Genomic DNA, 11,654 nt, shown 5'->3' on the forward strand with positions numbered 1-11,654 from the left:
AGGAAGGCAGTGGAAGCTAAAAATAAGTTCAACCAACAAATGGCTTCCAGTTTTCGGACGCCTCTACTATGCCTTTTTCTAATCAGGCATGAACCAGTACCAATACATTGCCGTAAAACTTGCAAAAAAATGGAAGTGGCAAGTTTATTTGTTGTGCCTGGAAAATCACCTGAACAGCTTTTTCAAAGATTGAAAACAAGAAAACTACTGTTTAACAAATAATCAGTCACTTACCGGAAGGCTGCACAATGAAATCTACCTATTAATGCCGCAAATTAGGTTTTTGTCACGGATTCAGGTTTTATTCTCTCATTATTCAACCTAATTTAACATCGAAAACGGCCCCCTTTCCCCGAAGACCGTTCTCTTATTTCCCCTTTACATAACCATACCCGCTCTTATTCCCTGCTTTGTCTATTACATCGGACGGTTACAAGTACCTAAATTAATCGTTGGATGAATTTTTTTGCAAATGAGTACAATATGGGGCTATGACCAGCCGTAAATTTATAAGCTGCTTCATCTTCCAATTCTGCAATTTTAAATTTAGGAAAAGGCTGTGTAACAAACATCCAAAACTACTTCGCAGAAAATAGTTTGCCCACTCCAATAATCCGTTCAATTACAATAATAAGTATGACTGTCAACACAATCATGATCGTTGAAATAGATGCAATAATTGGATCATATTGGTATTGCATATAGGTGTAAATTCTCACCGGAAGTGTCACGATGTCTGTACTGACAATAAATAACGACACTGTCAAGTCATCAAAAGAAGTAATAAAAGCAAAAATACCACCGGCGATGACACCCGACTTTATGATTGGAAGCGTAATTTGGTAAAAGACTTTTATTTTGGATGCACCCAGAATGTAGGCAGCATCTTCAATGGTTCGATTAAAATTAACTAGGTTTGCGGTTACAAGCCTTACAACAAAAGGAATTGCAAGGATAACGTGACCGATAATCAATGCAACCGGGCTGGCAGCAATACCAATCCATGTATAAAATTGCAATAATGCAATTCCAATTACAATAGAAGGGATTAACAAAGGAGATTGAATCAACTGTATAATTGCTTCTTTCCCTTTAAAATCATGTCGAACGAGCGCCAAAGCAGCGAGTGTTCCAAACAAAGTGGCAATTAGAGCAGTTCCAAATGCCACATATATACTTAAGGTTAGGGACTGAATAAATTCAGGATGATCCATTATCGCCCGATACCACTTTAAGGAAAAGCCTTTTGGCGGAAAAGCGATAAAATTTGTTTTAGTGATAGATGATAATACAATCACGATGATTGGTGTTAATAGAAATAAGAGAATCACGACCGAGTAGACAGCCAGCAAAATGCTTCCAAACTTTATTTTCACTGAAAGGTCACTCCCTTTTTTGAAAAGCTTAATATTCTGCTATATACAATTAATGTGATAACAGAAATGAGTACAAGAATGAATCCGATAGCTGCTCCATAGGGCCAATTGAGCGTATTTGTAAATTGTTCATAGGTTAAATAAGACATTACTTTAACTTTTGCTCCACCCAAAATAGACGGCGTTACAAAAGAACTAACCGTTAAACTGAAAACCATAACTGATCCTGCAAATATGCCCGGCAAACTTAGGGGCAACGTTACACCAAAAAATGCTCTCATAGATCCAGCACCAAGAATTTTAGACGCTCTGATTAAACTACTATCAATTCTTTCCAACGATCCCATAATACTTAATACCATATAAGGAAAAACCACATGAACCATTCCTAAAATTACACTAAACTCTGTATACATAAGAGTGAGCGGCGTTTGAATCATCCCTGAGTTTACAAGCAGTTGATTAATAAGGCCGTTTTTTCCGAGGAGTATGCCCCAGCCATAACTTCGAATGACCATACTTATCAACAAGGGAGACAACACTAATAAAGTTGCCAGACGTTTTAATTTTTCCGGCAATTTTATTAGTTGATAAGCAAATGGATAGGCAATTATTAAACAAATGATTGTTGTGATAAAACCGATTCTCAACGTCCTCCATAATATAAGCAGATAGGAAGAATCACTTAAGAACTGTGCATAGTTGTGGAGCGTCCAATGATTTGTTACCCCTATTGATTGATTAAATGTCCGGAAACTTGTAATAAATAAAACAATCATCGGTACAAAAAAGAATAGGAGAAATAGAAACAAAACCGGGAGTAAAAGCATTACAAAACTCATTTTTTTATTGCCGGTATTTTTCTTTGTTTCTACCAAAGTTGGCTGCTTAGGAATTTCCACCGTTAAATTTTGCTTCATTCTCTCACCCCCGAATATTTAAGAGTTCATCATTTTTCCAATAAATATATACTCCACTATCTTTGTCTAAATCCACCGTGTCCTTTTCGTTATTTGAAATATCAGCGATGACTTTTTGTCCCTTAATAAAAAGTGTGTATCTCATTTTAGAACCAAGGAACATTTTTCTTTCAACCTTTGAAAAAATTGATGGATGATTTAATGGTTTTTCTTTTGAAATACGAATATTTTCAGGCCGTACAAAAAAAGATATCTCAGTGCCGTTTGCAAATTCAATCGGAATAGCAAATTCTAAGCCATAAATATCCACTACGCAGCAATCTTCCGTTGTCTTCAGCACTTTCCCTTTAAATTCATTCACTTCCCCAATAAATTCAGATACAAAGTCCGTTTTCGGGTGATTATAAACTTCAAACGGAGAACCTATTTGCTCAATTTTACCTCTGTTCATCACAGCAATTCGATCGGAAATGGCCAATGCCTCTTCTTGATCATGGGTCACAAAGATCGTCGTAATACCAATGTTCTTCTGAATTTCTACTATATCTTCTCTCATTTGTTTACGTAATTTTGCATCTAGATTACTTAGAGGTTCGTCTAAAAGTAAAACCTTAGGTTGTATCACGATCGCTCTTGCAATTGACACACGCTGCTGCTGTCCACCTGACAATTCTTTCGGATATCTTTGTTCAAAACCTGATAACTGTGTCAACTTAAGTGCTTTTTCTACTCTCTTTTTGATCTCCGCTTTTTTTACTTTTCTCAGTTTCAAACCGTAAGCAACATTTTCAAAAACGGTCATATGAGGAAAAAGCGCATAGCTCTGAAAAACCATGCCCATATTTCTTTTATTGGGTGGCAAATGGCCTATAGAATTGCCTTCAACCTGAATATCGCCTTTGTCAATTTCCAAAAATCCTGCAATCATGTTTAAGGTAGTCGTTTTGCCGCAACCTGAAGGTCCTAGGAAAGAAACGAGTTCCCCCTTTTCGAGATCCAACGAAAGTTCCTTTACCACTTCTACATCTTTAAATTTTTTGCTGATCCCATCTATTTTTAAAAAGCTCATACCATCCCATCCCCTTCCTGTTCCTAATGATTGAAGATCCAGGTAAATCTCCAGAAGATGGAGACTTCATTAGTATAGGATTCTCTCCATCTGCCAGCAGGTAAAAGATTGTTATTTTGCGATCTCGATTTCTTTATTCGCTCTTTCTGTCCATTCAGCCCGTTTTTTATTAATTACATCCCAATTAACCGTCACTAATTTGTTTACATTTTCCTTCCCATAAACAACTTTATTAGTGATATCACCTGTCAGTTTCACTTTTTTATTTACAGGACCATCAAATAAAGTTTTGGCAAACTCTTTTTGTACATCCTTACCAATGACATAGTTTACAAATTTTTGTGCAAGCTTACCGTTCGGGGCATTTTTTACTACATTGGCTGTAGTCATAAGGGCAACTGTCCCTTCTTTCGGATAAACGAATTCAATAGGAAAACCGCTGTTTTTTAATGTATGAACACGGCTGCTCCCCCACGCCGAAACGATGGTTTGGCCTTGAAGAAAATAGTTGGAAACATCCGCAGTTTTATCAAAAGTCACGGCATTCTTCGAAACTTCTTTTAGCTTTTTAAATCCCGGTTCAATATTATTTTCATCTCCGCCATTCGCCTTTGCGAGCATTACCAGCATATGGATGCCATATGAATTGGTAATGGAAGGCAGTACTAGTTTATTTTTAAATACCGGTCTAGCTAGGTCATTCCATGATTCCACCGGTTTTATTTTTTGGCTTTCAAAGTCTTTCTCGCTGTATGCCAGCCCAGTTGCAACAATACCAAAGCTAACACCAATATCTTTTGGCAATCTGGCTATATCATAAGTGTCCTTTAGATTCGTTACAACTTTCTTATCTAATGGGGCTAACAACCCAAATGATCTTGCCTGAGCCTGCGGGCCATCGTCCATTATAGCGACATCAATTTGCGGGTTTGCCTTTTGTGCTTGCAATTTTGATAAAGTATCCACAGAACTGCCGGTTATATATTTTACTTTTACATTGTACTTTTTTTCAAACTGTGGAATAATCGTTTTCTTTATTTCCTTCTCGTAACTACCACCATACGCTGCAACAACAAGTGTCTTTTTAGAAGAAGCACCAACTGAGCTTTCTGCCTTTCCGCAGGCAGATACGATCATTGCGATACAAGCGGTCAATAGAAATATCGATATTTTTTTCATTATTCAGGTTCCCCCACAATCTATAGTAGTTTGCCTTTAAACCGGCTGCTTCGAAAAGCGGCTGATCTGGTAATCTTTTATAGAAATAGAAGTCGTATCTTTCATAATCAGTTCAGACATTAAAGTTCCGATTAACGGAGATAAAGTAACACCGCTATGGGTTACAGCAATGTATAATTGATCTACTTGAGGTACTTTCCCTAAAATGGGAATGCCATCTTCCGGAACCACCCTGATTCCCGAAAAGCACCTCACTACATTGGCTTTGGCTAGATCAGGGTAGTACTGTATTCCGAATTTGGCAGTTTCCTGAATCATATTGAGTGTGCTTCTACGATCATAGCCAACCTTCTCCATTGAATAGCCAATTAATACAGGGCCGCACTGCATTTGTCTCATCATTCCGCCGATTGTATGGTGAATGAATGGTTTTAATGGCTCTGTCACGATGATCTGTCCCCTCACTTTCTTGATTGGGACAGATACATCAAGAAAAGCGCCCAGTTTCTTAGTCCAGAGTCCTCCAGCCAGCACAAGTTTTTCCGCCGTAAATTTTCCTTTTTGGGTGTTCACAACAAACTTTCCTGCCTTCTTGTCGATTCCGGTGACTTCATTATAAAAAGAAAAGGTGACACCTTGGTCCCGATTCGCTTTTATATATTTTTCCAGTAGTTTAAAGGGATTTACATTGCCATCCACCGGACTATATGTAGCCCCTACAACATTTCGGGAAAAATGAGGTTCCTTTTTTAACACTTCTTCCCGGTTTAATAACTCAACAGGAACTCCCGCTTTATTTTGAGACTGTACCATTTTTTCAGCTTCTTTCATTTCTTCAACAGAAAAAAATGGTTCGATACCGCCCGTCCGTGCATATTCAATATCACCGATTTTCCTTTCCAACTCAGGATAGAGTTCTGCACTGCACTTTGTAAAATAGGCATAAGCATCCGGTTTTTTGCCATGTACCCATACCCAAGCTTGGGTTGCTCCGGATGTTCCGGATAACGGGAAGCCTTTATCCACAACCAGAATATTTTTCTGCTTTTTTTCTGAAAGATGGTACGCAATTCCATTTCCAACCACGCCGGCACCAATGATGATCACTTCATATTCATGTTGATTATTCATTTGCATGACCTTCACTTAACGAAGTTTTCACTGGTTTTTCCTTGTCTTCTCTGAGCAAAGATTCCAAGGGTATCATTCTAAGCGGCAATCTCATATGCGTGTAAGGAATTTTCGATAATGGGATCTGTTTACGTTCGCTTATCAATTTGGAGACCTGATAAAAGCATGCCTTTGCCTGGCAAGGCCCCATGCCACATCTTGTAAATCTTTTAACATCATCAAAGGTCTCTGCGCCCAATGAAAGAACGGATTCCAAATCCGAATAGGTAACATCTTCACAGGGACAAATAATTGTTTCTTCATTCAATATGACCGCCTCCATTTGTTTTTTAAGACATTTGTTTGATTTTCACCTGTTCAAATTGCCTCACATGTTGCATTCTTGCCTGATAAACGGTTGAATCATAAGCCATTTCAACTGTTTTCAGTTCATTCCACCATTTTTTCCGCTGTTTCGAAACAGCTTCCTTATCCGGATATTTTCCAAGTGCCTCGGCTGCACTTAAACCTGCGATCAGACCGGTAATCAAAATGGCCCCATGACTGGTAATCCCTGCAGCATTCCCGGCTACAAATACATTTGGCGCACTTGTATGAAAACAGGAATCATAGGATGGAATCCAATTCCCCAAATCAGGATTAAACTGCAATTGGTATCCCAATATAAAATTAGATTCGACAATGGGGGACAGACCTCCGTCTATACAAACAAGCTCTGTATTTATCGATTGCTCCTTCCCATCACCGGCCTTAAAGTGAATGCTTTCCACTTCTTCTTCTCCTTCTGCTCTGATCTGGGATACACCGGCAAAAAGGGGAATGTTTAACTCTTTCAGGCGCTGCAAATCTGATGGAGAATAGTCAAATTTGTCTCTCTCTTCTATCACCCCCGCAACGGTTATACCTGCCTGCTGCATCTCACTTGCAACTTGGCAGGTTCGACTGCCTGATCCAATCATTACAGCTGTTCTGCCCGGAACAATTTTTTCCCGGTTGATTAAGATCTGCATCGCACCAATTGAAAATGATCCTGGCAAGGTCCAACCAGGAAACAAAATAGGCTCCTCCGCTGCTCCAGTCGCTACAATGATAGATTTTGCCCGGATTTTCCGTGTTTCTCTTCCATTATTCACTCCTATTGTTCCATCCGCTTCTACACCAATAAAACTAAATCCGGTTAAAGGTTTTACATCATAAGGTTCAATCAGATGGACCAATTCATCTGCCAGTTCAAAACCCGTTAATTGTTGGTTTGTAAAGATACCCGGTAAATTTTGAATCAGTTGCCTCTGCTGGTTTAACTGTCCTCCAAGCATTTGATTTTCATCAACAATGATGACGGATAACCCTGTTTTCCCCGCTTGCCAAGCAGCTGCTAAGCCTGATGGTCCCCCTCCAATGATGCATACATCACAATCCATTGTTATCATTCCTTATATCAAAATAACCTTTTGCCATTTCAACCTTCATATTTTCCTGGACAGGGGTCATGCATGCCCTGACATGTGAGCAGCCCTCTATATTCACTGTGCAGCTGTAACATCTCCCTGTAAAACAGTACGCTCCTCTTGGCTGCCCGAACTTTTTGCTTACAGCTATTTTTTTAATGCCATTGTTTATCAAAGCAGCAGCAACGGATTGACCTTTCCGGGCTCTAAGTTTTCTGCCTTCAAAAGAAAATGACACTTCCTCCTGATTTTCTTGTAGACTGCTCGATGGGTTCGACTGTTTCATCAAATCTTCTCCTTTAAAAAGTATAAAGTTATAATATTATAATCCCCGAATGAACCTTCCTTGCCTTTAAAGAAATGTTGGAAAACCATTTTTTGATCTATCCTCACCCAAAATATTAAACAAAACTTATAAAAGTTATAATTTCATAACAATTAAAGAGATATATCTAAGTAATAACTGGCATTTTCCTGTTTCATAATAAACTTCGAGTACTCAATGATTTCTTCTTTTTCCGTGTATGTGTATCTTTCCAAAATAAACAAGGGATTGTTCTTTTCTATTTGTAAAATTTCCGCCTCCTCACTGTCCGGCAGTTCACTTGAAAAATAGATTCTGGCACGGCTTAAATGGACGCCATAGTCATCTTTCAGTACATGAAAGATCAAATTATTTTCCGTCTGCTTTACGTCAAAATCCGGGCAGAGAGAATAAGAAATATACGAATATTCGATTGCAACAGGATGGTTTTCTTCCAGTTTCAATCTGGAAAATTTATAGACGAGCGTTTCAGAACGGATGTTCATTTTTTTAGCAATTGAACTGCCTGCTGCTTCCAACTCAGAATATAAAAGAGAATGAGGGTGATCCTGTTTGTTGTTCCTGCTTTCAAAAGCAATTAGGTTGTATAGATCTTTCTCATTGTTTTCAGCTGTTACAAAGGTACCTTTCCCCCTTTGCCGGTAGAGAAGGCCTTTATTTACTAATTCCAGAACTGCCCTTTTTACCGTGATCGTACTGACATTAAATTGCTTAGCCAGCTCTCTTTCACTTGGCAATTGAAAGTTTTTCTCCCATTCCCCCTTTCTTATTTTTTCCTCCAAAACCGTTTGTACTTGCATATATAGTGGTGCCGATATTTCATTATTCATTGCCTTCCCCTTTTTCACTATACTCACCTTTAAAACTATTATAAATCAAGAAAAAATCAATTACATTAGAATTGTGAATTTTTCTAACCATTTTATTTTTTATTAAGAGTACCCCCTATCTTCCAAAATAAAAACAGGGTCTGTCCCAATACTGATTTTTGGGACAGACCCGCTTATGGGTGATTCATCTATGCGTACGATTACTTTTCCCCGCTTAATTGAACGAGGATTTTTGCCTGGGATTTGTCTTTTGTCAGGGCTTCGAAACCTTTTTCAATGATTTCATCCAACTGGATATGGTCGGTGATGACGGCTTGCGGTTTCAATTGGCCGGATGCGATCAGATCAATGGTTTGTTGGAATGTTTTCTTCGTGTATACAATGGATGATGTGATATTGACGCCGGTATTTGTCAATTGGATCGGGTTCCATTCGATCGGGCGGGCAAAAATAGATACGATATCCACTGTGCCCCGGGCTTTTGTTGCATCAATCGCTTGTTTAAAAGTTGGCGCCACGCCGGCGATTTCATACGAAACGTCTACGCCGCCGGGAACGAGATTGTGAATCGCCTGGACGGCATTTTGTTCGCCGGAATTGATCACATCGGTTGCGCCAACTTTTTTCGCCAGGTCTAAGCGGATTTGCGACAGGTCGACAACAATGATTTTGCTGGCGCCGGCTGCACGTGCCGCTACTATTGTTAGTAAACCGATCGGACCTGCGCCGAAAATCGCTACGGTATCGCCAAATCTTAAGCCGCTATCTTTTACAGCCTGGACGGCAACTGCAGTCGGTTCCACCAGAGCGGATTCTTCCAAGGATAAGGTATCCGGTACTTTGTAAATATTATTTTCCGGAATATTGGCGTATGCGGCAAAACCGCCGTTGCCATGAAGGCCGATAAAAGCATAGCCATCGTAACGGTCGAGTTCATCCGGATGGAGTTCACGGGTAATCGTCGGATAAATCACAACCCGGTCCCCTTTTTTATATTTGGTCACTTTTGATCCGGTTTCTTCAATCACGCCGGCAAATTCATGCCCCATTGTCAACGGCGCTTTTTCACCGGTAAACTCATTTGCTTCGTTGACAGGCACAAATACCGGACCATCCTGATATTCATGCAGGTCGCTGCCGCAAATGCCGGCCCATGCAACTTTTACTTTCACTTCATTTTCCTTTAACGGACGCAAATCAACCTCTTCAACGCGAATATCTTTTTCTCCATGCCAAACTGCTGCTTTCATACAGTTACACTCCCTTTGCCTTGTTTTCATGCGAATATTGTTTTTAACAATTACTCTATTATTATAGTAATATTAGTATTTATAAATAGCAATCGAAACGCTTACATTTTTGTTTTTATTAAAATTTAGGTCTTGCTGAACAAGAAAAAATTCAGATTTGACAAGAATTTTGATCATTTTTTTGAATATAAAGTGTAAGGATTTTATGGAAAATATGTAAAAAGCCTTGCACTTGGAGGCCTTTTCAATGTACCGAAAAACCGAACATCAATTAACTTTTGTAGAAGATCTTTTTCTACCATTTGGTGGAAAATTAAATAAAGTAAATCGCCGGGTCCGTTCTACTCAATTATCCCTTGGCGGAAGGCTGAAGAAAAATATGCCAAGTCCTTCAAGAATAAATTCAAAGGCAAACAAGCTTACTCTGTAAGAATCGCTCTGTGAGATCTCTACATTAAAGAATGCCTTAAGCTACCTGATCTAGAAACTGTCGAGCAGATCATGGAAAATCCGTATACTCAGTATTTTATCAGATTGCCTGAATTCCAGGAAAAGGCACCCTTCCACCATTTTTTGATGCCTCGTTTCAGGAAACGTCTTGGCGCAAATATCATTAATGAACTCAATGGGTGTATCGTCTTGGAAGAACAGAAAAAAACAATCTGGAGAGATCCGTAACGAAGATAGTGACAACGATAACCATGATGATGACGAAAATCATCTAAGTGATACAGGGTTGAAAGAAAATCCTAGTGAATCAATCCAGTCCTGCTAAAACGAGAACAATGGAAAACTAACCCTGGACGCTACATGTATGCCGGCTGATATTGCTTATCCTACAGATCTTGGGCTGTTGAACGAAGCTTGTGAAAAACTGCAATATATCATTGATGTGTTACATGAATCCTTTAAGGGAAAGTTACAAAAGCGATGGACCTACAGAAAAAGGGCCTGAAAGGACTATTTTTCTGTCACCAAGCAACGCAAAGCTGGAGCTCAAAAAATCCGGGAAGCTGTCGGCAAACAGCTTGGCTATGTGAAATGGGATCTGGAGATCATTGGAAATCTCGTTACCCAAAGCCCCTTGTCTCTTTTGAGCAAAGATAAATACCGGCAACTCCTCGTGATTCATGAGCTTTACCGCCAACAGGCAGAAATGTACAAAAAGAAATCACACCGGATTGTGAGCATTCCCAACCGCATGTCCATCCAACTGTGCATGGCAAGGTAAAAACGAACGTAGAGTTCAGTTTAAAAATTGCAATCAGTGTTGTAGGTGGCTATACCTTGATTGAGCGACTCGACTGGGAAAATTACAATGAAGGGATCACCCTCAGGGAGTCTGCCGAGAACTACTACAACTGGTCGGATTTTATCCGGAAGCGATTTTGGCAGATAAAATCTACCGAAACCGTGATAATCTGGCATACTGCAAATCTCTTGGCATTCGTCTGAGTGGCCCAAAGTTGGGACGTCCATCAAAAACGGAAGACAAAAACTTGGAATGTGTAGCAAGACAGGATGTCTCTGAACGTAATGCCATTGAAGGCAAATTTGGCGAAGGTAAGCGCAAGTATGGGCTGGGCCTTATTCAAGCATGCCTTCAGGAGACCGGTGAAACAGTAGTTGCCCTTCAATTTTACAGACTGAATCTGGAGCGAAAGCTGAGGGCTCTTTTTTGAGATTTTCACACAACACCATTTTATATTTTGATAATAGGATTCTGGCTTGTATCTGACTCGTTCAGAAAGCCCTAAGTGCAGTTGGATTGGCCTATCTCTTAATTGAGATGAAAATAATTATAAATGAGTTAAACCGATTTTCAACAATAATTTCAATCCTCGCACTCACGTGGAGTGCGACATAACTGCTGCCTAATAGCATCAATCCTTTAAGATTTCAATTCTCGCACTCACATGGAGTGCGACGTGTAAGGCTGGAAAGATAGCGGTTTTGCAGAGAATTTCAATCCTCGCACTCACATGGAATGCGACCATTACTTTTCCTCCTGTTAGATGCAAACAGACTATTTCAATCCACGCACTCACATGGAGTGCGACCAAAAAGTCAATTTCTGTATCCAAGATTGGCTGTATTTCAATCCACGCACTCACATGGAGTGCGAC

Annotated in this window: 11 protein-coding genes, 1 pseudogene and 1 CRISPR repeat array; of the genes and pseudogenes, 2 read left to right on the forward strand and 10 right to left on the reverse strand. The window is 39.6% G+C overall.

Features of this window, described 5'->3' with window-relative positions:
• Positions 1-222 (forward strand): hypothetical protein (locus C232_RS20150; protein WP_040400259.1); only part of this gene is annotated, 222 nt, incomplete at its 5' end.
• A 356-nt stretch (positions 223-578) separates the two neighbouring features.
• On the opposite strand, the gene C232_RS0116875 is transcribed toward C232_RS20150, so the two are convergent.
• From C232_RS0116875 to C232_RS0116930, 10 genes are all read right to left on the reverse strand, one after another.
• Positions 579-1,376 (reverse strand): ABC transporter permease, encoded by a 798-nt coding sequence (locus tag C232_RS0116875; protein WP_018665327.1) that lies wholly within the window; start codon positions 1,374-1,376, stop codon positions 579-581.
• Entirely contained in the window at positions 1,373-2,296 is a 924-nt protein-coding gene (locus tag C232_RS0116880; protein WP_018665328.1) for an ABC transporter permease, read from the reverse strand. The genes C232_RS0116875 and C232_RS0116880 overlap by 4 nt, the downstream gene beginning before the upstream one ends.
• A 4-nt stretch (positions 2,297-2,300) precedes the next feature.
• Positions 2,301-3,365 carry an ABC transporter ATP-binding protein gene (locus C232_RS0116885; protein ID WP_018665329.1) on the reverse strand — a complete coding sequence of 355 codons (1,065 nt, stop codon included), beginning with the start codon at positions 3,363-3,365 and terminating at the stop codon, positions 2,301-2,303.
• 111 nt (positions 3,366-3,476) lie between these two features.
• Positions 3,477-4,544 carry an ABC transporter substrate-binding protein gene (locus C232_RS0116890; protein WP_018665330.1) on the reverse strand — a complete coding sequence of 356 codons (1,068 nt, stop codon included), beginning with the start codon at positions 4,542-4,544 and terminating at the stop codon, positions 3,477-3,479.
• Between the two features lie 36 nt (positions 4,545-4,580).
• Entirely contained in the window at positions 4,581-5,675 is a 1,095-nt protein-coding gene (locus tag C232_RS0116895) for an NAD(P)/FAD-dependent oxidoreductase (protein ID WP_018665331.1), read from the reverse strand.
• Entirely contained in the window at positions 5,668-5,982 is a 315-nt protein-coding gene (locus C232_RS0116900; protein ID WP_018665332.1) for a (2Fe-2S)-binding protein, read from the reverse strand. The genes C232_RS0116895 and C232_RS0116900 overlap by 8 nt, the downstream gene beginning before the upstream one ends.
• Positions 5,983-6,004: 22 nt before the next feature.
• A complete protein-coding gene (locus C232_RS0116905; protein ID WP_018665333.1) occupies positions 6,005-7,096 on the reverse strand; it encodes an NAD(P)/FAD-dependent oxidoreductase in 1,092 nt (363 codons plus the stop codon).
• Positions 7,086-7,409, reverse strand: coding sequence for a (2Fe-2S)-binding protein (locus C232_RS0116910; RefSeq protein ID WP_018665334.1), 324 nt, complete (start codon positions 7,407-7,409; stop codon positions 7,086-7,088). The genes C232_RS0116905 and C232_RS0116910 overlap by 11 nt, the downstream gene beginning before the upstream one ends.
• 152 nt (positions 7,410-7,561) lie before the next feature.
• Positions 7,562-8,278, reverse strand: a complete 717-nt coding sequence (locus C232_RS0116920; RefSeq protein ID WP_018665336.1) for a GntR family transcriptional regulator — start codon at positions 8,276-8,278, stop codon at positions 7,562-7,564.
• Positions 8,279-8,478: 200 nt separating this feature from the next.
• Positions 8,479-9,528: a 2,3-butanediol dehydrogenase gene (locus tag C232_RS0116930; protein WP_018665338.1), complete on the reverse strand. Its 1,050-nt coding sequence runs from the start codon at positions 9,526-9,528 to the stop codon at positions 8,479-8,481.
• A gap of 247 nt (positions 9,529-9,775) precedes the next feature.
• Here C232_RS0116930 and C232_RS18910 point away from each other — a divergent pair.
• Positions 9,776-11,266: pseudogene (locus C232_RS18910) on the forward strand (IS5 family transposase).
• A gap of 92 nt (positions 11,267-11,358) precedes the next feature.
• A CRISPR array of direct repeats spans positions 11,359-11,654; the repeat unit is 33 nt; unit sequence TATTTCAATCCACGCACTCACATGGAGTGCGAC.

It is taken from the genome of Heyndrickxia acidiproducens DSM 23148 (genome assembly GCF_000374345.1).
In the GTDB taxonomy this organism is placed as follows: domain Bacteria; phylum Bacillota; class Bacilli; order Bacillales; family Bacillaceae_C; genus Weizmannia; species Weizmannia acidiproducens.

Bases quoted from the DNA above. Each gene is read 5' to 3' on its own strand.
- C232_RS0116880 (WP_018665328.1), bottom strand. From the start codon at position 2,296: ATGAAGCAAAATTTAACGGTGGAAATTCCTAAGCAGCCAACTTTGGTA.
- C232_RS0116885 (WP_018665329.1), bottom strand. From the start codon at position 3,365: ATGAGCTTTTTAAAAATAGATGGGATCAGCAAAAAATTTAAAGATGTA.
- C232_RS0116890 (WP_018665330.1), bottom strand. From the start codon at position 4,544: ATGAAAAAAATATCGATATTTCTATTGACCGCTTGTATCGCAATGATC.
- C232_RS0116895 (WP_018665331.1), bottom strand. From the start codon at position 5,675: ATGAATAATCAACATGAATATGAAGTGATCATCATTGGTGCCGGCGTG.
- C232_RS0116905 (WP_018665333.1), bottom strand. From the start codon at position 7,096: ATGGATTGTGATGTATGCATCATTGGAGGGGGACCATCAGGCTTAGCA.
- C232_RS0116910 (WP_018665334.1), bottom strand. From the start codon at position 7,409: ATGAAACAGTCGAACCCATCGAGCAGTCTACAAGAAAATCAGGAGGAA.
- C232_RS0116920 (WP_018665336.1), bottom strand. From the start codon at position 8,278: ATGAATAATGAAATATCGGCACCACTATATATGCAAGTACAAACGGTT.
- C232_RS0116930 (WP_018665338.1), bottom strand. From the start codon at position 9,528: ATGAAAGCAGCAGTTTGGCATGGAGAAAAAGATATTCGCGTTGAAGAG.